This is a genomic window from Spirosoma sp. KUDC1026 (assembly GCF_013375035.1).
GTDB lineage: Bacteria > Bacteroidota > Bacteroidia > Cytophagales > Spirosomataceae > Spirosoma.
In genome coordinates, this window is sequence record NZ_CP056032.1 from 665,208 (window position 1) to 688,160 (window position 22,953).

At 49.0% G+C, this 22,953-nt stretch carries 26 protein-coding genes and 1 tRNA gene; 21 read left to right on the forward strand and 6 right to left on the reverse strand.

Annotation, left to right across the window (positions count from 1 at the left end):
- The first annotated feature begins 161 nt into the window (after nt 1-161).
- The 8 genes from HU175_RS02825 to HU175_RS02860 all read left to right on the forward strand — a co-directional run bounded on the left by HU175_RS02825 (nt 162) and on the right by HU175_RS02860 (nt 4,655).
- Complete coding sequence (locus tag HU175_RS02825; RefSeq protein ID WP_176565142.1) at nt 162-1,073, forward strand: DUF72 domain-containing protein; 912 nt, start codon at nt 162-164, stop codon at nt 1,071-1,073.
- A 14-nt stretch (nt 1,074-1,087) separates the two neighbouring features.
- A complete protein-coding gene (locus HU175_RS02830) occupies nt 1,088-1,360 on the forward strand; it encodes a DUF433 domain-containing protein (protein WP_176565143.1) in 273 nt (90 codons plus the stop codon).
- On the forward strand, nt 1,311-1,664 hold the full coding sequence (locus HU175_RS25075) for a DUF5615 family PIN-like protein (protein WP_176565144.1): 354 nt from the start codon (nt 1,311-1,313) through the stop codon (nt 1,662-1,664). Before HU175_RS02830 ends, HU175_RS25075 begins: the two co-directional genes overlap by 50 nt.
- Nucleotides 1,665-1,869: 205 nt before the next feature.
- On the forward strand, nt 1,870-2,466 hold the full coding sequence (hisH, locus tag HU175_RS02840) for an imidazole glycerol phosphate synthase subunit HisH (protein ID WP_176565145.1): 597 nt from the start codon (nt 1,870-1,872) through the stop codon (nt 2,464-2,466).
- A gap of 33 nt (nt 2,467-2,499) precedes the next feature.
- Nucleotides 2,500-2,925, forward strand: coding sequence for a four helix bundle protein (locus tag HU175_RS02845; RefSeq protein ID WP_176565146.1), 426 nt, complete (start codon nt 2,500-2,502; stop codon nt 2,923-2,925).
- Nucleotides 2,926-2,968: 43 nt separating this feature from the next.
- Entirely contained in the window at nt 2,969-3,691 is a 723-nt protein-coding gene (gene hisA / locus HU175_RS02850; RefSeq protein WP_176565147.1) for a 1-(5-phosphoribosyl)-5-[(5-phosphoribosylamino)methylideneamino]imidazole-4-carboxamide isomerase, read from the forward strand.
- An 8-nt stretch (nt 3,692-3,699) separates the two neighbouring features.
- A complete protein-coding gene (locus HU175_RS02855; RefSeq protein WP_176565148.1) occupies nt 3,700-4,365 on the forward strand; it encodes a hypothetical protein in 666 nt (221 codons plus the stop codon).
- A 32-nt stretch (nt 4,366-4,397) separates the two neighbouring features.
- Nucleotides 4,398-4,655 carry a hypothetical protein gene (locus tag HU175_RS02860; protein WP_176565149.1) on the forward strand — a complete coding sequence of 86 codons (258 nt, stop codon included), beginning with the start codon at nt 4,398-4,400 and terminating at the stop codon, nt 4,653-4,655.
- A gap of 501 nt (nt 4,656-5,156) precedes the next feature.
- On the opposite strand, the gene HU175_RS02865 is transcribed toward HU175_RS02860, so the two are convergent.
- Nucleotides 5,157-6,215: an IS4 family transposase gene (locus HU175_RS02865; RefSeq protein WP_176565150.1), complete on the reverse strand. Its 1,059-nt coding sequence runs from the start codon at nt 6,213-6,215 to the stop codon at nt 5,157-5,159.
- A 208-nt stretch (nt 6,216-6,423) separates the two neighbouring features.
- Between HU175_RS02865 and HU175_RS02870 the strand changes: the two genes are divergently transcribed.
- Complete coding sequence (locus HU175_RS02870; protein ID WP_176565151.1) at nt 6,424-6,846, forward strand: GNAT family N-acetyltransferase; 423 nt, start codon at nt 6,424-6,426, stop codon at nt 6,844-6,846.
- 3 nt (nt 6,847-6,849) lie between these two features.
- The gene (gene hisF, locus HU175_RS02875) at nt 6,850-7,674 is read left to right on the forward strand and encodes an imidazole glycerol phosphate synthase subunit HisF (RefSeq protein WP_176565152.1); all 825 of its coding nucleotides are present in this window, start codon (nt 6,850-6,852) and stop codon (nt 7,672-7,674) included.
- A 78-nt stretch (nt 7,675-7,752) separates the two neighbouring features.
- Here hisF and HU175_RS02880 read toward each other — a convergent pair whose 3' ends face one another.
- The gene (locus tag HU175_RS02880) at nt 7,753-8,634 is read right to left on the reverse strand and encodes a porin family protein (protein ID WP_176565153.1); all 882 of its coding nucleotides are present in this window, start codon (nt 8,632-8,634) and stop codon (nt 7,753-7,755) included.
- Nucleotides 8,635-8,671: 37 nt separating this feature from the next.
- Here HU175_RS02880 and HU175_RS02885 point away from each other — a divergent pair, with 37 nt between their 5' ends.
- The 4 genes from HU175_RS02885 to HU175_RS02900 all read left to right on the forward strand — a co-directional run bounded on the left by HU175_RS02885 (nt 8,672) and on the right by HU175_RS02900 (nt 13,873).
- A complete protein-coding gene (locus tag HU175_RS02885) occupies nt 8,672-9,667 on the forward strand; it encodes a gliding motility protein (RefSeq protein WP_176565154.1) in 996 nt (331 codons plus the stop codon).
- Between the two features lie 64 nt (nt 9,668-9,731).
- On the forward strand, nt 9,732-11,531 hold the full coding sequence (locus HU175_RS02890) for an ABC transporter ATP-binding protein (RefSeq protein WP_176565155.1): 1,800 nt from the start codon (nt 9,732-9,734) through the stop codon (nt 11,529-11,531).
- A 23-nt stretch (nt 11,532-11,554) separates the two neighbouring features.
- Nucleotides 11,555-11,971 (forward strand): Fur family transcriptional regulator, encoded by a 417-nt coding sequence (locus HU175_RS02895; protein WP_176565156.1) that lies wholly within the window; start codon nt 11,555-11,557, stop codon nt 11,969-11,971.
- A gap of 93 nt (nt 11,972-12,064) precedes the next feature.
- Nucleotides 12,065-13,873, forward strand: a complete 1,809-nt coding sequence (locus tag HU175_RS02900; RefSeq protein ID WP_176565157.1) for a MutS-related protein — start codon at nt 12,065-12,067, stop codon at nt 13,871-13,873.
- Between the two features lie 243 nt (nt 13,874-14,116).
- Here HU175_RS02900 and HU175_RS02905 read toward each other — a convergent pair.
- A tRNA-Phe gene (locus tag HU175_RS02905) sits at nt 14,117-14,189 on the reverse strand.
- A gap of 140 nt (nt 14,190-14,329) precedes the next feature.
- Between HU175_RS02905 and HU175_RS02910 the strand changes: the two genes are divergently transcribed.
- From HU175_RS02910 to nadD, 7 genes are all read left to right on the forward strand, one after another.
- Nucleotides 14,330-15,709, forward strand: coding sequence for a 4Fe-4S dicluster domain-containing protein (locus HU175_RS02910; protein ID WP_176565158.1), 1,380 nt, complete (start codon nt 14,330-14,332; stop codon nt 15,707-15,709).
- Between the two features lie 100 nt (nt 15,710-15,809).
- Nucleotides 15,810-16,610 carry a (Fe-S)-binding protein gene (locus tag HU175_RS02915; protein WP_228724301.1) on the forward strand — a complete coding sequence of 267 codons (801 nt, stop codon included), beginning with the start codon at nt 15,810-15,812 and terminating at the stop codon, nt 16,608-16,610.
- Between the two features lie 107 nt (nt 16,611-16,717).
- Complete coding sequence (locus tag HU175_RS02920; RefSeq protein WP_176565159.1) at nt 16,718-17,224, forward strand: hypothetical protein; 507 nt, start codon at nt 16,718-16,720, stop codon at nt 17,222-17,224.
- Between the two features lie 249 nt (nt 17,225-17,473).
- Nucleotides 17,474-18,160 carry a sigma-70 family RNA polymerase sigma factor gene (locus HU175_RS02925; protein ID WP_228724302.1) on the forward strand — a complete coding sequence of 229 codons (687 nt, stop codon included), beginning with the start codon at nt 17,474-17,476 and terminating at the stop codon, nt 18,158-18,160.
- Nucleotides 18,161-18,328: 168 nt separating this feature from the next.
- Entirely contained in the window at nt 18,329-18,532 is a 204-nt protein-coding gene (locus HU175_RS02930; RefSeq protein ID WP_228724303.1) for a hypothetical protein, read from the forward strand.
- 96 nt (nt 18,533-18,628) lie between these two features.
- The gene (gene gmk / locus HU175_RS02935; protein ID WP_176565160.1) at nt 18,629-19,228 is read left to right on the forward strand and encodes a guanylate kinase; all 600 of its coding nucleotides are present in this window, start codon (nt 18,629-18,631) and stop codon (nt 19,226-19,228) included.
- Nucleotides 19,229-19,296: 68 nt separating this feature from the next.
- The gene (nadD, locus tag HU175_RS02940; RefSeq protein ID WP_176565161.1) at nt 19,297-19,869 is read left to right on the forward strand and encodes a nicotinate (nicotinamide) nucleotide adenylyltransferase; all 573 of its coding nucleotides are present in this window, start codon (nt 19,297-19,299) and stop codon (nt 19,867-19,869) included.
- A gap of 17 nt (nt 19,870-19,886) precedes the next feature.
- Here nadD and HU175_RS02945 read toward each other — a convergent pair whose 3' ends face one another.
- From HU175_RS02945 to cysS, 3 genes are all read right to left on the reverse strand, one after another.
- Nucleotides 19,887-20,261, reverse strand: a complete 375-nt coding sequence (locus tag HU175_RS02945) for a hypothetical protein (RefSeq protein ID WP_176565162.1) — start codon at nt 20,259-20,261, stop codon at nt 19,887-19,889.
- Between the two features lie 58 nt (nt 20,262-20,319).
- Nucleotides 20,320-21,336 carry a M28 family peptidase gene (locus tag HU175_RS02950; protein WP_176565163.1) on the reverse strand — a complete coding sequence of 339 codons (1,017 nt, stop codon included), beginning with the start codon at nt 21,334-21,336 and terminating at the stop codon, nt 20,320-20,322.
- A 69-nt stretch (nt 21,337-21,405) separates the two neighbouring features.
- Complete coding sequence (gene cysS, locus HU175_RS02955) at nt 21,406-22,893, reverse strand: cysteine--tRNA ligase (RefSeq protein WP_176565164.1); 1,488 nt, start codon at nt 22,891-22,893, stop codon at nt 21,406-21,408.
- Nucleotides 22,894-22,953 lie beyond the last annotated feature (60 nt).

Consider the following 22,953-nt stretch of genomic DNA (forward strand, 5'->3'; position numbering starts at 1 on the left):
AAAGCGGTCAGAATCAGGTGCACTGTTCCAGTCAGAACCCCCTGGTATACAGAATGTACCCCGTCATAGAACTAGAACAGCAAAATTAGTTAAATTGGCTAGGGCGTAAAAACGAAAGGATGCCTTTAGCCGTTTTATGCTTATACTTCATCAAGACGGCTATGGAATTTGGGAAAACTACGAACATTGATGCCGTAAACTTTGCGTTACCCCCCGGTATGGCGTTCAATGCTCGGATATGGACCGACGTTGAACCCCCGCGTCGTCCGGCCGTGTTCATTGGTGGTCCGATCTGGGCCAACAAAGATTACGTTGGTAAGGTCTATCCATCTACCGCCAAAGAGCGTGATTTTCTGCATTATTACACCCGTCAGTTCAACACCATCGAGCTAAATCTGACGCATTACCAGATTCCCACGCCGGGTATGATCGACAAGTGGAAAGCCGATGCCATCGACGGCTTTGTCTACTGCCCAAAATTTCCTCAGGCCATTAGCCACGAGCGGCAGTTGATTGCAACCGAGAGCCTGACCGAAGAATTTGTTAACGCGGTTTTAGGACTGGAAGAGTATCTGGGCATGACGTTTCTACAGCTCCCTCCCACCTTCGGCCCAGACAAATGGCCGTTGCTCGAAACGTATCTGAAATCTTTACCCGACGAATTAAGTGTAGCCGTTGAATTCCGTCATCCCGACTGGTTCAGTAAAACCAGTATCTGGACACATACCTTAGAGCGGCTGTACAACCTGCGTCGGCACGTTGTTATCTCGGATGTGGCCGGCCGGCGCGATGTTCTTCACATGGGACTAAGCAGTCCAGTATTGACATTACGCTTTATTGCGAATGAAGGTCATCCTACCGACTACACCCGCACTGACGCCTGGGTTCAGCGACTGAAAACCTGGTTTGAGAAAGGCTTGCAAACGGCTTACTTATTTATACACGGCGGTGGCGACAACGATACGGCTCCTGAACTAATTCTGTACTGGGTTCGCGAGCTGAACAAACATTGTGGCCTCAACCTCCGCGAGCCCGTTCTTCAGCCCCAAGTGGTGCAGGGTAGTTTATTTTAGTTGTACATTGTAGCATGAATTACAGAGATCGAATCACTGCGAATCACCAGGTTATGCTGGGAAAGCCTGTTATTAAAGGCACCCGGATAACTGTTGAATTGATACTGCGTAAACTCTCTGAAGGAGCAACAACGACCGATTTGCTGGTAACGTATCCAACGTTGGCGGAAGCTGATGTTTTTGCAGCACTGACCTACGCGTCAGACTTACTAGCCACTGAAGAAATGATTATGCTGAATGATTCTCGCCGACGAGAATATAGATCATCGACTTATCGCGGCTATTAGACAGCTCGGTATTCAGGTACACTCGATAAATGAGTCGAACAGTGGCATCCACGATGAGGAAGTAATTGAGCTATCGCGAAACCCACCCCGCATTATCCTAACTGAGGACAAAGATTTTGGCGAATGGGTATTTGCTCACCACGTAAAGGGGGTCAGCATTCTTTTTCTACGTTATAGTTTCAAGGAGACAGCCCAAATGGAATTCATCCTTACCAAACTCCTTTCAGAACGTATTAACGACTTGATCGGCTGTTTTACAACCGTGACAACGCAAAAGATCAGGATACGGAAACTTGATTCCTAGCCAGCCTGGACTGAGCCATGTTATTTTGATTTGCCAGCCGACAACCATAAATTTGCTCTATGATTACAACAGAAACACATTTTTTTCATCATCATGCCCGGCACTGACGGCAGACGATGGGTTGTTTCTGTGATTCGTATTGACTGATTCTTCACGCTGATACACACAAAGCCCGGTTCTGCCAATGAGCCGGGTTTTTCATTATATGAAAACTGTAATTATTAAATACAACGCTGGTAATGTTCAGTCGGTTATGTACGCGCTCGATCGACTGGGAGCCAGTTACCTGCTTACCGACGATGAAGCCGAGATTCGGTCGGCTGACAAGGTAATTTTTCCGGGAGTGGGTGAAGCCAGTACAGCTATGGCGTATCTGCGACAACGCGGTTTGGATAAACTAATTCCATCGCTGAAACAACCCGTATTGGGTACCTGTGTGGGTATGCAGTTGATGTGTCGTCACTCAGAAGAAAACGACGCGACCTGCATGGGTATCTTCGACATTGACGTCCGGCGGTTACCTGCTGACTCAGGTTTGAAAGTACCACATACGGGATGGAATAATCTGTATTCGTTACGTGGTCCGCTTACGGAAGGAATGGCCGAAAACGCGTATGTCTATTTCGTCCACAGCTACGCGGCCGATGTTTGTGACTACACAACGGCTGTTTGCGAGTACGGCCGACCATTCAGCGCTATGCTGCACCGAGATAACTTCTATGCCGCTCAATTTCACGCCGAAATCAGCGGTAACGTCGGCCAACGCATTCTCGAAAACTTTCTTCAATTGGAGAAAAGATAATAGACAAAAGACGATAGATAAAATCCACCAATAATGGACGCGCATAATTTTCGAGAACTCAAAGTGTGGCAGGTAGCACGTGCACTTGTTAAGGATATTTATGTGCTTACAACACGGTTTCCGGAAGATGAACGGTTTGGTTTAACGTCTCAGGTGAGACGTGCTTCAATTTCTATTCCGTCCAATATTGCAGAAGGCTCGGGCCGCTCTGACCGAGATTTTGTTCGATTTTTATCAATTAGTCTTTCTTCTGCTTATGAAGTCGAAACACAGCTGTTGCTCGCTTATGATTTAGGTTTTCTGGAGCAAGAAAAACTTGACCCAGTCATACTCAAAGTACAAGAAATTCAACGAATGTTGTTTGGACTCCAGCGAAAGCTCAGCAGAGGTTTTCTGTCTATTTTCTTTCTACCCTTCCCACTCTGGACCAAACTATACTTCCAGACGTTTTCCATATAGAATCTTTTTTCTCTAGTCTTAAATCTCTCCTCTCCAATTTTTCATGCATATCATTCCCGCTATCGACTTGATTGACGGCAAAGCCGTTCGGCTGACGCAGGGCGACTACAACCAGAAAAAAGAATACAACGCCCGGCCCCTCGACGTAGCCATGCAGTTTGAAGACGCTGGTCTGACGCGATTGCATCTAGTCGATCTCGACGGCGCTAAAGCCAAACGTGTCATCAACTGGAAAGTGCTGGAACTGATTGCTACTAAAACCGGTCTGCACGTTGATTTTGGCGGGGGTGTTCAGTCGGATGACGATTTGCGCGTGGTGTTTGAGTGCGGTGCGAAACAGATCACAGGGGGTAGCATTGCCGTCAAGCAACCCGATGTCCTGGAACGCTGGCTGACGCAGTACGGACCGGAAGCTATCATACTGGGGGCCGATGCTAAAAACGAAAAAATCGCGGTGAGTGGCTGGGAAGAAGGCACCGATGTATGGGTGTATGATTTCGTACAGCAGTGGGTCGAGAAAAGCGTCAAGTATGTTATCAGCACCGACGTAGCGAAGGACGGATTACTACAAGGTCCTTCATTCGAGTTGTACCGCAACTTACAGGACCAACTGCCCGATCTGAATATCATTGCCAGCGGGGGTGTCAGCAACATGGCCGATGTAGAAACGCTGGCCGATATGGGTCTGTTTGGCGTCATCGTCGGCAAAGCGATTTACGAAGGCCGCGTTACGTTGAAGGAATTGTCGGCTATTCACAACGCCTGATTGTTGCAATGAAGTGGTCGCTGCTTTTTCTGTTTCTCTCGCTGATAGGATTGCCTGTCACGTTCGCCGGAATCTTGACTGATTCAACCCAGCAGCGTCGCTTCCAAAACCTGGCAATGCAGATGGGGTTGAAAGCGCCGAAGTTGAAACCGGAAGAGTACGAGGTACGTATCTGGCAAACGGTAGCGCTGAAATATGGAGACGCCCACCTTGCTTACGTCTTACGGAAAACGAAGAAGCGATTTACAGTCGCAAAGTACTTGATCGAGTCTAACAAAGATGGATTTCAATACGCCATTCGTGTAAAGCCAACGGCAAAGATTACGACCGCCTTGTGGGACCAGCTGCAAAAACATTACTTACTGACGTTGCCGAATCTCTCAACCGTACTGGAAGAAGTACATACCAGACAGCCAAAAGACTCAACCTGGAATGAAATTAACAACGGTGAGATTACTGTAAAAGCACGACGTAGCCGAAGAAAGCGAATACTTGTTCTCGATGGTGAAGGATATTCGTTTGAAGTATTTGGCCACAATACTTATAGGTCCTACGGTTATAGCAATCCGTTCAGCTACATAGAGGCCTATCCTGATTCTGAAGAGCTGCATCAAGTAACAGGCATCCTTAACGGCTTGAGCATCATTTTCAGGTCCGATCAGATAGGGCGATAAAAGGCAACCAGCACAAGATAAAATGATTGACGATGACACCATTCGTGCCTGACATGGCCCTGTTTGGTATCATCATCGATGAAGGGGTTTATAAAGAGCGAGTTACAGTGGAGAAAGTGATATCTATATGTCATAGACATGTTATGAAACAGCTACTCTACCTTCTTGGCTTTTTATTGTTAAGTGCAGAAATATGGGCTGGCACTTCGGCTGACTCGACAGCAAAAAGCCTGTTTCCAAAGCTAACAAAAACAGATGCATTTGAAATATCCAGCCCTAAAAGAAGGTGAATATGAAGTGCGGATATGGAACCGTGTGGCCCTGAAGTATGGTGATGCTCAGGTAGCCTATACTCTGCGTAAGATAAAGAAGAGACTCAAAGCCAGACGGTACGTAATCAATTGGAAGAGAGAGAACTTTCGGTCCGCAAAAAGGCAACGACCAACGATTACTCCCACTCATGCGTTTTGGGACAGGCTGATGAGGAGGAACATTCTCACGCTACCAGATGAGCGTGTTGTATTTGACCGGTTATACCCTCCGTATAAGCCCCAGCCAATTACAGATACAGTTAAGGCTGGCATGCAGGCAGACGGGAGCTTTACGCTCAAAGGGTATAGGATAGCAGAAAAAAAGAAATATCGTTGGAGATGGCGAATACTATCTATTCGAGATATTCGGTGCAAACAGCTATCGAGTTTATACCAGCGTCAATCCATATCACTATTCTGAACGTGAACTCCAGGCCGAAGAGTTACAGAATATGGTTGGTATTCTACGCGATTTTTACTCTACCGGAAGATTTCTACCGGGTAAGTTAGTTGCCACTTTAGCCATCGGTAAGCACGTTCTAAAGCGGCTTCCCAGACAGCGTACAGAGCAATGGGTTTGCCCATTAGCCAGTCTTGCAACTCATCTTTGCCCTTCCGGAAATAACTTAGACTCTTGTAACCGTGACCTTTCAGGGGAATCAATCGCACCTTGCGGTGATAATGATGACCCGCCACCAGACAAAAACCAAAGGCCATGGCTACCAGACCAATCAATTTCTTTAGCTTATCAAGCGATTGTAAATGAGAAGACTCCAGATCGAATCCGCGCGCTTTAAGGCTTTGGAAAAGCGTCTCAATTGACCATCGACGACGATACAACCTACCTAACTCATGGGCGTCTGGACTACCAATCAAATACAGTATCTCGTGCTTATCGAGTTGTTTAAGATAGACGTTGACCCACTGCCCATCCACCAGTACGTGTTGATAAAACCGCTGTTTGTGCGCCACTAATAAGTCATCCACTAGCCAACATTCTCCGTTTCGCAACCGAATGGGGTGAGTTTTTGGCAAGCGAAGACAAAAAGGTATTTGCTTGTCGATGAGTACTTTAACCCACTTAGCTCCCACAAACTCTCGATCGGCTACCAGTAAACTGATCCGGGCCAGGCCCAATAAGTTAATAGTCTTTTCCAGCACATCGACTCGATCACTCACGGCGGAATTGCCGCTTTTGTTGTTGAGCAACTCCCAAAACAGAGGTACTGCGACCTCGCCACAGCGGGCTGTTATCATTAACACATTGACTTGACATTTGCCGAAATCCCATTCGGTACGGTCTAGGCAAAGCGTGATTCGGCCACGAGGGATGAACAAGGTCAGTAGTAGAGCAATTCGATCATAGTCAAAGCGGTAATCAGTCAAAAAGGCCTGAAGTCGTCGTTCATTAGCTTGATTGGATCGATGGCTATTGAAGCCTTTAGCGATCTGAGGTAATTGCACATTCTTGGCGTGGATGAGCCCCGTGACAGCCCCTACAAAACACTTTTGACGGGCCAGATTAGTGGCTAGCGGCACAAGATCAAAATTTTTTTACCTTTGTAAAGACCTCCGGGTTCATCAGAGAAAGCTGGTTTTGGTTGGTTTGAGCACCTCAAAATTCAGCTTTTTCTGCTTTTCAAACCAGCCCCATCTTTTTCTTCCGGTAGAGTACGCGATTTTATATTGTTGTTCCGATCGGACATAGTAGGACGCGACGAGGCTAGAGAAATATACACCAGGTAAAATGACCAACGACTACACTATCAGCACGGATAAAAAGAAACTTAATCTGGATGTCATCCACCAGTTTTTAAGCCAGGATTCGTACTGGGCGCTGAACATCCCGCGTGAACTGGTTCAGCGGGCTATCGACAACTCGATCTGCTTCGGGATTTATTACCGTGAGCAGCAGGTTGGTTTTGCCCGGGTCATCAGCGACCTTGCTACGTTTGCTTATCTGTCTGATGTGTTTGTGGTGCCCAGCCACCGGGGTAAAGGCTTGTCTAAGTTTCTGGTTGAAACGATTTCAAACTATCCCGATCTGCAAGGCCTGCGTCGCTGGGTACTTGTCACCAAAGACGCTCATTCACTATACACTCAATTTGGCTTTACGCCCCTCGACAATCCTGATCTTTTCATGCAGCGCAAGCTGATCGAAAAATACTGAACCATGCTTACCAAACGCATTATTCCCTGCCTGGACATTAAAGACGGGCGGACGGTTAAGGGTACTAATTTTGTCAACCTACGCGACGCTGGAGATCCGGTAGCTCTAGCGGCCATCTACGCCGAACAGGGAGCCGACGAACTGGTTTTTCTGGACATTACCGCTACTGTCGACGAACGCAAGACGCTGATCGACCTGGTCCGGAACGTAGCACATACCATCAACATTCCGTTTACGGTGGGTGGCGGCATTTCGTCGGTAGCCGACGTATCAGCGCTACTCAACGCCGGTGCCGACAAAATCTCGATTAACTCATCAGCCGTTCGCAACCCCGGTTTGATTAATGAACTAGCTCTTGAGTTCGGCAGTCAGTGCGTTGTCGTAGCCATCGACACCCGGTATGTGGGCGAAGGGTTGGGGGCAGTGGGTTTAGGGGGTATCGCAGAACCCCAGCCCTATACCCCAACGCCCCAAGCCGCCCAGCACATCGTCCACACGCACGGTGGTCGGCGGCCAACAGAGCTACGTACTATCGCCTGGGCGAAAGAAGTGGAAGAACGGGGGGCGGGTGAAATTCTGCTGACCTCGATGGACTCCGACGGCACCAAGGCCGGGTTCGCACTGGAATTGACGGCCCAGATTTCGGGCGCGGCCAATATTCCGGTCATCGCGTCGGGGGGAGCCGGTACGATGGATCACTTTGTCGATGTGTTCACGACAGGTAAAGCTGACGCGGGTCTGGCCGCGAGTATCTTCCACTTCAAGGAAATCGATATTCCTGAATTGAAAGGTTACCTCCGCGAGAAAGGTATTGATATGAGAATTTGACAGGAGAGGTAAGTGGAAAGACGTAAGAGAAAGCAGTCGCTGGCAGCGCTCTTTTCTCTTACGTCTTTCCATAATTCTCTAAAACTGGAAGCCTAGCTCCAGCGCAACGATTCGGCTTTTAGAGACCAGTTGATTCCCGCGCGCAATGTTCAACAACCCTCGCTGGTAACTCACGCCCAGGTTAAAGGCGTTACTCTCGTTGATCTTGTACTGAACGCCAGTGCCTAGCAACAATTCAATGTCGCCGAAACTGTACTGACGTCGGTTGCCGCCACTCTCCGCCAGGTACAGCGCGTTACGCTCCTGCTCCAGTGGTTTTTCGGCGAGTTTCAGGCTTAGTAAGCCACCTGTTTGTACGTAGAGCCGGACTCCGGGGGCAATGTTATTCGCAAACATCTTCACCGTGGCAGGCAATTGTAGATACTGCAAATTATAGATCGACTCTTTGTAGCTGGCTCCGGGCGTAAAGCGCGTCTCACCAAACGAGCCCGGCATCTGAAAACCGGAACGTTTGATCGTGTACCAAAGCCCCGTACCAAACGCGTAGCGATCTTTGAAAAAATAATAATCGAGCGTAGGGCCAATACTCATTCGTACCCCCGCGCCGTTATCACGGAAACCAGCGTAGTTACCCACGCCCGAAGCGGTATTCAGATTCAGCGAAGGCGCGAATCGAATCCCCATTTCGATCAGGTGCGTTGGCCAGGCATAGTCTGGAGTGGCGTCGGCAGTGGCACCAACGGCCTGTTTACGCCGACGTTTTTTGCGATCATCGTTGTAATCGCGTCGATTCTGATCCTGACCATCGTAATTGTCGCCGAGGATCTTGCGAAAGCGCCGTTCGGTTACACCCGACTCCTTTGTCCGCAGTTGGTAGAGAGCCCGTGACGGTGTCTGTGACCAACTTTCGGCAACTACCAGCATGACGAAAATCAAACTTAGGCCTGCAACTTTTTTCATAATTTTGTCTGTTTTCAAGACAGAAAACCCTGATTTCATGCGACTACGGACGCTTCCCGGCTTCATCGGCCTAGTTGGTACTCTTTGTTTATTTTTCCTTTTATCGTGCACAAAACAGGAGGAAATAACCTTCGTCCGGCTCGACCAGCAACTGTTTACGGCTAAAACTCCCGCCCAGATTCAGGCTTTTCTGAATCAGAACCCTTCAGTTGCTCAATTGTACTTTAACGCGAACGAGACCAGTAATGATACAGCCCTTGTCCGTGAATTGACAGAACGGGTAAATAACCCGGCCCTCAACGAGTTTAGTAGTCAGCTCCAGCAGCAGTTTGGCGACCTGAGCGATCTCAATGCCCAATTGTCCGAAGCATTTACTAACATAAAAAAAGACTTTCCGGATTTCCGGACGCCCAAAGTCGTTACCGTTGTCAGCGGCTTTCTTGGCCCCGATCTGGTCGTTACGGATAGCCTCATTGTTATTGGCCTCGACTATTTCGCGGGTCCGACGGCCAAGTATCGTCCTAAGGGACCCGAATATCCGGCTTACATTCTGCGTCGATACCAACAAGAGTTTATTGCCCCTGCGATCGTTACGGCCCTGTCCGACAAGTATAACGCCACCAATCGCACCGACCAGACGTTGCTGGCCGATATGGTCTATTACGGCAAAAGTTACGTCTTTACCAAGACCATGCTGCCTAACGTAGCAGATAGTCTGGTGATCGGTTATACAGACAAGCAACTCACCGAAACGTTTAATGCCCAGGACCTGGTTTGGGGACATTTTATTGACAATCAACTGCTGTATCAGACAAACCCATCCATAAAACAGCGATATTTGAATGAGCGTCCATATACCGCCGAGATCGGTTCGGCCTGTCCGGGCGCTATAGGTCGGTGGGTTGGCTGGCGAATCGTTGGTCTTTATCATGATAAACATACCAGCGTTGGCATAGCCGATTTAATGCGTAACGCCGATGCCCGGCAGATTTTCGCCGAGTCAGGTTATAAGGGGCAGAAAGACGACGAATAGTTTTTACGGACAAGCCGACAAGGATAGTCCACTCAGAAGCGCTATGTGAGCGCGAGCATCAACAATGGCAAAACGCAGACAAGCAGTTGACGACGATGTCAACGATAAACGAAAATTAGATCGGGCTGGCTTTAAAAAAGTACTCAGCATTTTCCGGTTCGTCAAACCGTACCGATTTCAGTACGCAATAGGCTTCATTTTCCTGATTTTATCCGCCGGAACGACCATGAGCTTCGGCTTGCTAATCGGTCAGATCACCAGTGTTATCCAGGGAAAATCAGATTTCACGCTTAACCAGGTAACCTTATTTTTTGTCGGCGTACTGGTGGCTCAGGCCATTTTTTCGTTTTTCCGCATTTATCTTTTTTCGCAGGTCAGCGAGCGGGCCATGGCAGACGTGCGGCAGGCTACCTACAGCAAAATCATTACGTTACCGGTTCCCTTCTTCGAACAGCGCCGGGTGGGTGAACTGACCAGCCGCATTTCGGCTGACATATCCCAGTTGCAGGATGTCTTGACGCTCACCCTGGCGGAATTATTTCGGCAGATTGCTACGCTGCTGATCGGTACGGGTATTATTTTTTACGTTTCCTGGAAACTGACGCTGTTTATGCTGGGTACCTTCCCAGTCATTATTGTCGCAGCCATCGTTTTTGGACGATTTATCCGTTCGCTCTCGAAACAGGCGCAGGACCAGTTGGCCTCGGCCAACGTTATTGTTGAAGAAACGCTGCAATCAGTCAATATCGTGAAGGCATTCACGAACGAACGGCTGGAAATAGACCGGTATGGGTCGGCTCTGCAGCGGGTGGTGGCAACGGCTCTGCGCGCGGCTACGTTCCGGGGGATCTTTGTTTCGTTCGTCATCTTCGCCCTCTTTGGCGGCATCATCGGCGTAGTCTGGTACGGTGGTTCACTGGTACTGGACAATCAGATGCCCTTTGCCGACTTGCTTACGTTCCTGGTCTATACGATGTTCATTGGCGGCTCGGTAGCCGGTATGGGCGATCTGTATGCACAACTGCAAAAAACGGTAGGGGCTTCCGAACGGATTCTCGAAATTCTGGGCGAAGATGCCGAAGTTAATCCCGCCGAGGAATCGCCCTTGTTTGTCCCGGTTCATGGGCATGTTCGTTTCAACGACGTAGCGTTCTCCTACCCTACCCGTCCTGACGTCCCCGTCCTGAAAGGTATTTCGCTGGATGTAGCCGCGGGGCATAAAATCGCACTGGTGGGTCAGAGTGGAGCTGGTAAGTCGACTATCGTTCAGTTACTGATGCGATACTACGCACTTGGCGGTGGCCATATCACTGTCGACGGGCGCGACCTGAACAGCTTTAACATTACCGATCTTCGGAAAAACATTGCCGTTGTGCCTCAGGAGGTGATGCTTTTTGGCGGTACGATTATGGAAAATATCAAGTACGGCAAAGTCAATGCAACCGATACCGAAGTACGCGAAGCAGCCCGCAAGGCCAATGCCCTGGCGTTCATCGAGTCATTTCCGGAAGGATTTGAAACCGTTGTGGGTGAGCGTGGTGTTAAGTTATCGGGTGGTCAGCGGCAGCGTATCGCCATTGCCCGCGCGATTCTGAAAGACCCGGCCATTCTGGTGCTCGACGAAGCAACCAGCTCGCTGGATGCCGAATCGGAACGACTGGTACAGGAAGCGCTGGACGAGCTGATGCAGAATCGGACGACCATTATTATTGCCCACCGGCTGGCAACGATCCGGAAAGTAGACACGATCTACGTGATTCGCGAAGGCCAGATTGTTGAAACCGGTACGCACGATGAATTAGCTACCCAGGAAAATGGTGTCTATGCCAACCTGGTTAAATTGCAGTTCGAACCCATTGAGTAATACGTTAATCGTCCTGACTGATTATGACTGTTGCCGCTAAACTTCTGAAAGATTTTGGTCTCCGCCATACTACCGGTCGTGAGGAGGTGCTGGATCTGTTTTTGGGGGCCGGCCATGCACTAGCCCATAACGACGTAGAAAACGGCCTGAGTCCAGACCATGACCGGGTAACCATCTATCGGACGCTACGTACCTTTCTGGATAAAGGTATCATCCATCGGGTGCTCGACGACGAGGGCGGCACGAAGTACGCGCTCTGCCGGGAAACCTGCGCCGATGGTCATCATCACCACGACCACGTACATTTTAAATGTGAAAACTGTGGTCAGACGACCTGCCTGGACGACGTCCAAATTCCGTCTGTGGCCTTGCCCGATGGATACAACCGAAAAGAGACGAACTTATTAATTCAGGGTGTTTGTCAGGGGTGTAACAAATAGGAAAATTGCTCACCGGGCAGATAACAATGTATAGTTTATAGTTTTACGTCGGCGGTGCTTCCACTGCCGACTTTTTTATTACTCGACAGTAGTATGACTCCTGAGTCCATTTTTAACCAACGTATTCAGCAATTTCAACAGGCAGAACAGGCAGCGCAAAACCGTCATAACCAACTGGCTTTTTGGCGGTTAGTTTGGTTCGTAGGCACGGCTATTACCCTTTGGGGGCTTATTCAAGCTAATCAGCAACTAGCGGCCGCAGCAATTCTCCTGATTGGAGTTATAGGCTTCATGGTTTTACTTAAAAAGCATCAGGCGATCAAGCGGGAGCGGGATCTGAATCATCATCTGGCCGTTGTAAATCAGGATGAAGCAGGCCGACTAAAACGGCAGTATCTACGTACTGAAACAGGCGAGAAATTTAGCTCGCCTACCCATTTCTACGCGGGCGATCTGGACGTATTTGGCAAGCACTCATTATTTCGTCTACTCAACCGAACCCACACCCACTCTGGACAGCAACACCTGGCCAATTGGCTGTTGGCTCCATCCGATCCGGCTATCGTTCGAAGTCGGCAACAAGCAGCCGCTGAGCTTAACCCTCAGATCGAGTGGCGACAACAAATTGAAGCATTGGCTCATTTAGAGGGGTCCATCAACCGTCCCCCTGACGCCCTTTTTGCTTGGGCAGCAGCACCGGCAGCGCCCCTACCCGCTTACCTGAACGTTGTTCGTTTTCTATTTCCCCTAATCACGCTATTACTATTTATTGCCTGGCTTACCGGTTACGTACCAGGTATTGCTGTACTTCTTTCTCTGGCGGTGCACGCCCTGATTTTGCGAACAATTGCCAGTCAGGCAGCCCTTGTCAGCAACCAGACGTATACCATCTCAAGCGCTTTAAAAGGGTTCAGGGTACTCTTTCAACAAGCTGAACAACTAACGGGGACCAGCCCAAAAATCCAGGCAATTCGTAATACGTTAGTGACAAATTCGCAACCGATTTCGGGTATCATTGGCCAATTGGCCAAACTAACCGAAGGGTTGAACTACCGCCAAAATCCTTATTTCTACCTTTTCTTCGGCGTTTTCTCGCTTTGGGATATGCATTACCTGATCCGGCTCGAACGCTGGCGGCAGGAGCACGGCCCGAAGCTAGAACAGTGGTTTACGGTACTCGGCGAGTTAGAAGCGCTCAACAGCCTGGCGGGTTTTTCGTATGCTCACCCAACATACGTAACGCCCGATCTGACAACTACTGAATTTGCGCTGGATTTTACTGCTGCAGCCCATCCTCTACTAATTCCCGGGCATAGTGTAGCCAATTCACTCTCGCTGGAAGGTTCAGGTCAGACCGTATTGATCACTGGCTCCAATATGTCGGGAAAGAGTACATTTTTACGAACAGTCGGTGCTAACGTCGTACTCGCCTTTGCTGGTGCCGTTGTCTCCGCTGAGCGTTTTACTTGTTCGCCTGTGCAAGTCTTTACCAGCATGCGTACGCAGGATTCTCTTGAAGAAAGCACGTCCTCTTTTTATGCCGAGCTTAAGCGTCTACAGACGCTGATTGGCTTGTCGCAGCAATTGGGTGCACTGCCCGTGCTCTATTTTCTGGATGAAATCCTGAAAGGTACCAACTCAGCTGATCGGCATCGGGGAGCCGAAGCCCTGATTCGGCAGCTTCACCAAACGACTGCCTCCGGATTTGTATCAACGCACGATCTGGAACTGGGTCAACTCGGCGATTCGTCTGGCTTTGTGCATAATTACCATTTCCAGTCAGATCTAAAGCAGGGTGAGCTAATCTTCGATTATTACCTTCGTAGCGGAATCTGTGAGAGCTTCAACGCCAGTCAATTAATGCGCGCAATCGGCATTAACATCGATGCGGTTCAGTCCTAGCTTCCCTCCTTTATTTACGAATAGACCGCTGAAAATATTCTTTTTTCTCATCCCTTTGTCCTAAACAACCCCAAACTGGGGTTGTTTAGCTGGGACAGAGTTGTATATTTGCTCATCCTAAAAACAGTATGCATGCATACTGTTTTTAGAGTTAATGTAATAACTAGCTCTGTAGTAGGATGACTGTTCAAGAAAATCTGGGCATAAAAAAAGCCCCTCCGAGCGGAAGGGCTTATGAGAAGGTGGTGATGGACGGAATCGAACCGCCGACACAAGGATTTTCAGTCCTTTGCTCTACCAACTGAGCTACATCACCGCAACGGCGGACCGTCTTAACGTGGTGCAAAAGTAAGCGATTAAAGTCTTTGTACAAATATTTATCTACAAGAAGACAAATAAATATTTACACAAAGACAAAATCCTACTGATAATCAAACTAGTAAGTGTAACGCATATATGGAAATCATTCAGCAAATTTTATTCGTAGCTGCATTAGGGGTTGTCGCCTGGTTCATTACCAAGCGGGTTCAGCTCATCAGCCGGGCGATTAAGTTAGGTCGACCGGAGAACCGATTCGATCATGCTGACGAGCGTTTGAAGACTATGTTGCTCGTAGCGTTCGGGCAAAAGAAGATGTTCACTAATCTACTGGTTGGTGTCATGCACTTTGTCATTTATGCTGGTTTTATCATTATCAATCTGGAGATTCTGGAGATCATCCTGGATGGTGTAGTAGGAACCCACCGGCTTTTTGCGCCTTACATCACCCCGATTTATCCAATTTTGATCGACGTATTTGAAGTGCTGGCGTTTGGTGTGTTGTCCGTGTGTGTTGTTTTTCTGTGCCGTCGATTCATCGCTCGTGTTAGTCGGCTTCAGGCTAGTCGGCATCGCGAATTACGGGGATGGCCTGTTTCAGACGCAACCATCATCCTAACCGCCGAAATTTTTCTGATGGTTGCCTTCCTGACTTGGAACGCATCGGACAGCGTATTGCGTGACCGGGGCGTTGGCCACTACGGCGAACTGCAGGGCGTCGTTCCTGACTTCCTAATCAGTCAATACCTGAAACCGTTATTCGCAGGCTTCGGCGATAGAGCGCTGGTGGCTTACGAGCGAGCGGCCTGGTGGTTACATATCCTGGGTATTCTGGCCTTTGCGATCTACGTAACATACTCTAAGCATCTGCACATCGCGCTGGGCTTTCCTAATGTGTACTTCTCTGATCTGCAGCCAAAAGGCGAAATGCAGAATATGCCAGAGATCACAAAAGAAGTGCAACTGGCGCTGGGTTTACCGCTGTCTACGCAGCCTGACGGATCACAAGCGAATGACAATGGCGAGCAATCGGCTGAAATCGGTCGATTTGGGGCGAAGGACGTCGAAGATCTGAAGTGGATTAACCTGATGAACGCCTACAGCTGTACCGAATGCGGTCGCTGTACGGCTGCTTGTCCGGCGAATATTACGGGCAAAAAACTGTCGCCCAGAAAGATTATGATGGATACGCGCGATCGGCTGGAGGATATTCAGAAAGGCTGGAAGGCGAACGGATACGATTACAAAGACGATAAGTCGTTGCTGGGTGATTACATCACACCAGAGGAATTAAATGCCTGTACGACCTGTCAGGCATGCATTAATGCCTGCCCGATCAATATTAACCCACTTGACATTATTCTTCAGCTACGGCGCTACCGCGTCATGGAGGAATCGCAGGCACCGGCTGCCTGGAATGCTATGTTCAGCAATATTGAAAACAACATGGCCCCCTGGAAATTCTCGCCAAGCGACCGCTTCAACTGGGCCGAGCAAGTGAACGAAGTTAAATTCTAGTTGTAGAGCTGTACGGGTATATAGGTATCTCGGTGGTGAATGATTCCACGCTCGTTAACTATACGATCCGATAACTTTTCAACTATCCAACCTTACTATTATGCTAGCTGAAGAAAAATATAGCGTACCCACGATGGCCGACATGGCGGCAGCGGGCGAAGACCCCGAGGTCCTGTTCTGGGTCGGTTGTGCGGGCTCGTTTGATGACCGGTATAAACGCGTAACGATTGCCTTTGTCCGCATTTTAAATCACGTTGGTATCAAATTCGCCGTTCTGGGGCCAGAAGAGGCCTGCACGGGCGACCCCGCCCGCCGGGCTGGTAATGAGTTCCTGTTTCAGATGCAGGCCGTATCAAATATTCAGGTGTTGAACGCCTATAACGTAAAGAAAATCGTGACGGCCTGCCCGCACTGCTTCAATACGCTCAAAAACGAATACCCGGAGCTGGGCGGTCGGTACGAAGTCATTCACCATTCGCAGTTCTTACAGGGTTTGATCAACGAAGGCCGTATTCGCGTACAGGACGGTCAGTCATTCAAAGGTCGCAAGATTACGTTTCATGATTCCTGTTATCTGGGTCGGGCCAACAAGGTATACGAAGCACCACGGGACGTATTGTCCGCGCTGGATGCTGATTTAGTCGACATGAAACGTGTACGGGCTAATGGACTCTGCTGCGGGGCTGGCGGTGGTCAGTACTTTAAGGAACCGGAGCCTGGTACCAAGGATGTCAACGTAGAACGCGTGGAAGAAGCCCTGGCCACCGGCGCCGATACGATCGCCGTTGCCTGTCCATTCTGCATGACTATGATGTCTGACGGGGTTAAGAATAAGAATCGTGAGGATTCGGTTCAGGTATATGACGTTTCGGAACTCATTGCCCAAAAACAGGGGTTGTGACTTTATTTCGCGAAGGGCCCGGGGCAAAGGGTATAGGTAATACACCATTTCCTAACCCTTTACCCCACGCCCCTACCCCTCCGCCCCTTGCTCAAAGCACAAAAACTATGTGGATAGATTTTGATAAACTTCCCGACGACGCCCGTGTTTGGGTGTATCAGGCTAACCAGCCGCTAACGAGCGAAGACGTACAGGCCGTTGAACTGGCACTACAGCCAGCCTTAAACCAGTGGGCAGCCCATGGCCAGCCCCTATTGGCGTCGGCTAAAGTTGTTTTGAACCGTTTTGTTGTTGTCGGCGTAGATGAGGGTTATAGTCTACCCAGCGGTTGCTCAATTGACTCTTCGGCCCGGACAATACGGGACATTGGGCAGCAGTTGGCAGGTGGTGTTGATTTCTTTGATCGGTCGGCGGCTATTCTGAGCAGCGATGGCTCAGTTACTACGTATCCATTGCCGCTTTTAAAAACGGCCGTTGCTGAAGGACACATTACGTCAGATTCGATTCTGCTTAATACGCTTGTTAAGACAAAAGCGGAATTTTTGTCAGCCTGGCAGCAGCCTGCTGGTGAATCGTGGCTGAAACGTTATTTTAACGTTGCTACATCGATTTAGACAGCCTTAAATTTAAGTAAGCCGGTCAGTTGCCACAAATTATCTGTCGGCAGCTGACCGGCTTTAACATTAGTGTCTAACGAAACGTTCACTGACAAATCGGCATATCTGGCTGATTATGAACTTTTTTTGAACAAAGGACTGATTTTTGCAGTCAAGCTTTTATGAGCTGTCAATAAATCGTTGCTGATCCTGTCAGTGAAATCGCTGACCAGAACCAACGGTATACGGTAATTAACCCTTACTTTTATGGCGACTATGCCCGAAGTTATGTCAGATACGCCAACTCGCGACGACGACCAAACGCTGCCAATCGACGGCTCGCCTGCTGCCGAACAGCCCTCGACCGACACCCCAGCTCGTGGTTATACCGACGAGCAGAAATATCAAATATTTAACAGAGAGTTTATGCCCCACATAGACTCCATGTACAACTTTGCCTTTCGGTTAACTACAGACGAGGACGACGCCAACGATCTCGTGCAGGATACGTATTTAAAGGCCTTCCGTTTTATTTCCTCGTTCGAACAAGGAACTAACGCAAAAGCATGGCTGTTTCGAATTCTGAAGAACAGCTTCATTAACGACTACCGTAAAAAGAGTAAGGAGCCGGCGAAAGTTGACTATCAGGATGTCGAAACGACATATAATTCTGAAGATTCTGAAACTGAGCATACGGTCGACCTACGGGCAGAGTCGGTTTCTGATCTGATCGGCGATGAGGTAGCTACGGCTCTCAACTCGCTGCCGGTTGACTTCCGGACGGTCATCATTCTTTGTGACATCGAAGGATTCACGTATGAGGAGATGGCTAAGATTCTGGATATTCCAATCGGCACAGTACGATCCCGCTTACACCGGGCCCGTAACCTGTTGAAAGAGAAACTGCGTGACTATGCCTCTTCAATGGGATATAATGAAGAAAATGAAGAGTAAACCGAACTTTTTCTCACTATACTTTGGTTCTGCTAATAACTTAACGGTATTAATATTCTTGGAATAAATAGAACTTTTCCAATGCAAACGTCGTTGCCATCGTCATCCTCCTCCAGCACAAAGCCTGAGATGAAGCACAATTGCAGTCACCAGGCTGACTGTCTTAAAATGATTCAGTTGATTTTGGATGGAGAAGCCACCGAACAACAACTCGCCAAGCTTAAAGTCAATCTAGAAAGTTGCCAGCCCTGCATCAAGATGTATCATCTCGAACAGGAAGTGAAAGAGTTGTTGACTAAACGAATGGAAAAAAAGTGCTGCCCTGAGCAGCTAGTAGCAACGATAAAATCCCGGATTTTAAGTTTCAGCTAACAGCATTGTACTTTTGTTGGGGTAATTAAGGAAACGGATCAACCGCCCTTAATTACCCCAATTTCTTTTTAATATATAGCCACAAACGATTACATTTTGGACGGTAAACTCATTATATTCTCAGCCCCCTCTGGTTCTGGTAAGACAACTATCGTCAAACACCTGCTGGCCGAGAACGCAAACCTTGGTTTTTCGATCTCCGCCTGTACCCGCGACCGCCGGGGACGTAGTGAGCAGAATGGGAAAGATTATTATTTTCTAACGCCCGAAGACTTTAAAGAAAAGATTGATAACAACGAGTTTGTCGAGTGGGAGGAAGTATACGTAGGTGCTTTTTACGGTACGCTGAAATCGGAGATTGAGCGCGTGTGGGCCAGTGGTAAGCACGTCCTATTCGACGTTGATGTGCAGGGCGGCCTGAAACTGAAAGAGTACTACGGCGACAAAGCGCTGGCGGTTTTTGTGAAAGTACCTGACGAAGAAACGTTACGTCAGCGACTCATCGGCCGCGGTTCGGAAACAGAAGAGAGCCTGTCAAAACGGTTGTTCAAAGTTCACTTCGAAATGAGTTTTCAGGACCGTTTCGACGTAATACTGGTTAACGACGATCTGGAAACCTCACTTCAGAAAGCTCAGCGGTTGGTCAATGACTTTGTAAATGAGAATAAAGTACCGGCTAAATCGACCGTGTTATAGCAATTAATAAACAGAATATCAGCCATGACGCTTTCTAGGGAAGGCGTCATTCTTTTTAGTACGTGTTAATGAAAATCGGTCTGTTTTTTGGGTCATTCAACCCCATTCATATGGGGCATCTTATCATTGCCAACACCATGGCAACAGCAACAGATCTGGAGCAGGTCTGGTTTGTGGTGTCGCCCCAGAACCCATTCAAGAAGACCAAAAGTCTGCTGCACGAATTTGACCGATACGATATGGTGGAGCAGGCTATTAACGATAACAGCCGATTGCGGGCGACTAATATCGAGTTTTCAATGCCTAAACCGAGCTACACGATTGATACGCTGGTACGTTTGGGTGAAAAATACCCCCAGCACACATTCCGGCTTATCATGGGTGAAGACAATCTGGATCAGTTTATTAACTGGAAGAACTATGACAAAATTCTGGACTACTACGGTGTGTACGTTTACCCCAGACCCCGTTCGGTCGAGAGTTCATTGAAAGCCCATCCTGCTATCAAACTGGTCGAAGCGCCCTTACTCGATATCTCAGCTACGTTCATACGCGACTGCATCCGGACCAATCGCTCAATTCGCTACATGGTGCCGGATGCCGTGGAAGAAATGATTACCCGCAAAAAATTCTATCTCTAATCTCTTTTTGGTTTACCTCACGGGATTCCATTCTGGAACGTAATCTCCGTAGCCAGGCCGATGGCACTGAACCGGATCGCGACTGAGGGACTTTCGGATTTAGCGCCGGGCGTATCGCAGTGGGTACCCTTTTCCAGAAAGTAGATGTAAAACTTCTGGTTCCGGTCGGCAATTTGATTAATGTCCGGCCGGCCAAGCAAGTCGCCTACCGTATTAGCCGTCTTTCCCTTCAGATTCTGCATTTCGGCCCGGAAATCTGGTAGAATCGATTGCCGGACGCCATTACAGCCCCCCCGATCGCTCCGCCATTTTTTCAGATCCAATTTCCCGAACGTATCCGGTGCAGATACGCAACTGCTCAGCACCCAGGCAAGTACTGCCAGTACAGTCAAAAGAGATACAGGAAGCCATCGTTTACTGGTTTGCACGACCTCAGTAGATTGATCTGTTCTATTGTTCATTATATAACACCTGCATTACCGTCTGACCAACCGCCTTCAACGTACTGCGATCAATATAACTCATGTTATCTTCGGCGGTGTGCCAGCCGGGGAAGAATCCTCCTGAACCAATGTTCGTATGAATAATATCGATCATTGGAATTTTGGCGATGGTGTTCGGGGCTATATGGTCGTCAACAATCTGGCTGCCCGGCGTATCTACAAAGAACTGACTGTAGCCAAGCTGGCTAGCCGTTTGCCAGACATTATTGACCACCGTTGGGGCAAACTGCATTGAGTAACCTTCTTTGGCGAACGTTGCACCTTTTGCGCCGACCATATCCAGCAAAATACCGTAATACGCCGAATAACCAGGTTTGTGCAGGTTTTTGGCCCAGTAGCGCGATCCCAGACAGAAGCCTAAATAATCGTATTGATTGCCGCTTTTTTCCTCGTAATCACCTGATACTTTTTCACCACTACCCCAGTCTTCAGCGTCAAAGAAAACAATATCAATCCCAACGTCTGGTTTGTCTTTAGCGGCCTGAATGGTCCGCGCCAGTTCGAGCAACACACCAACACCGCTGGCCCCGTCGTTGGCGGCCGTTACAGGCTTGTTTTTATCGGCCGCATCGGGGTCCTGATCCGCGTGCGGACGCGAATCCCAGTGCGACGCCAGTACGATACGCTTGGTCGCACCCGGATTAATACTACCAATGATGTTCCGGGCGTTCAGTTTCTTACCGTCCCAGGTATTGGCCACGAACGTCTGCTCGGTTACTTCACAGCCAAATTGCTTTAGTTTACTGACGAGGTAGTTACCCGTCTGGACATGGGCCGGTGTGTTCGGCACCCGTGGGCCGAATGCTACCTGCTTTTCAATGTACGCATAGGCTGAATCAGCATTGAAAGCGGGCGCAGCAGCCATCGTGACTTTCTGGCTTGCTTCGGTATCATCCTGTTGTTCTTTTGATTTGCAGGCAAACGTCAACGCGATCAGCGATACAGCGACGATTATTTTTTTCATGGTAAGGAATTCAGATGCTGCTAATACGTATCTACTCTGGACAAAACGCCAAACTCATGGCTATTCCGGTTATTCTTCGTAGGCCCAGTCAATCTGGTGTTTCATGTCTTTGATGGCCAGCCCCTGTGCTTTGAAATACGAACGAATCTGATCGACTTTATCATATTGACGCTGCTCTTTATACTCCCGGTACAGCGTCAGCAGCCCTTCCAGCACCGGCTGATTATCAGCACCTTCCTCTTTTAGTCCAAGCACGTCTTCCATGAACGTCGTAAAGGAATCTTTGAGCAGCGTAAAGATCTCCTCGCCAAGCGCCGACGCCGACAGCTGGTTCAGATAGAGCATGTTTACGTACTTCAGTAAGGTAAACAACTGCGCGATGGCGACGGCCGTGTTCAGATCGTCGTTCATGGCTTCGTAGAACGACTGTACCGCCTGCCGAATGTCCTGCTGTTTCTTCTCATCGGGCGCTACGTCGGCAGAACCATCATACGCCATCAATTTGATCACGCGCAACCCATTCGCCAGGCGCCGGTAACCTTTCTGAGCTGCTTTCAGGGCATCGTTTGAGAAATCGAGCGTGCTGCGGTAATGTGATTGCAGCATGAAAAACCGTACTGTCATGGGACTATACGGCTGATCGAGCAGTTTGTGGTTACCCGCAAACAACTCGGCGGGCAGGAACGAGTTACCCAGCGACTTCGACATTTTCTGCCCGTTCACGGTCAGCATGTTCGAGTGCATCCAGTACCGGGCGGGGTCTTTCCCGGTCAGTCCATCGCCCTGCGCAATTTCGCACTCGTGATGCGGGAACTTCAGGTCCATACCCCCACCGTGAATGTCAAACTGTTTACCCAGGTACTTCGTACTCATGCAGGTACATTCCAGGTGCCAGCCGGGAAACCCGTCGCTCCAGGGCGCTTTCCAGCGCATCAGATGCTCAGGAGCAGCCCGTTTCCAGAGGGCGAAATCGAGCGGACTACGTTTCTCCGACTGCCCGTCGAGTTCGCGGGTTTCGTTCATCAGATCGTCCAGAATCCGGCCCGACAGTTTGCCGTAGTTACCGCCCTTTTTATTGTAGGTTTCAATATCGAAATAAACCGAACCGTTCGACTCGTAGGCAAGTCCCTTCTCAATCAGCTCCTGCACCGCTTCGATCTGCTCGACCATGTGGCCAGTAGCCGTCGGTTCGATACTGGGCGGAAAGGTATTGAACTGCGCCATCACGGTGTGGAAATCATTTGTGAAGCGCTGTACGATTTCCATCGGCTCCACTTTTTCCAGCTTCGCCATCCGTCCAATTTTGTCCTCGCCCTCGTCACCGTCACCCACCAGGTGACCCACGTCGGTCAGGTTACGAACGTAACGAACTTTGTAGCCAATGAACGTCAGATACCGATAGAGCGTATCGAAGGTCAGAAACGTCCGAACGTTGCCCAGGTGAACGTAATTATATACCGTCGGACCGCACACGTACATCCCAACGTAGGGCGCGTTGAGGGGTTCAAACAGTTCCTTTTTGCGGGTAAGCGTATTGTATACGTGAAGTGGTTGCATTCGATTGATGGTCATCCCACCCGGCAAGGCAGGCAGAAAATCTGGTTAGCGACAGCTACA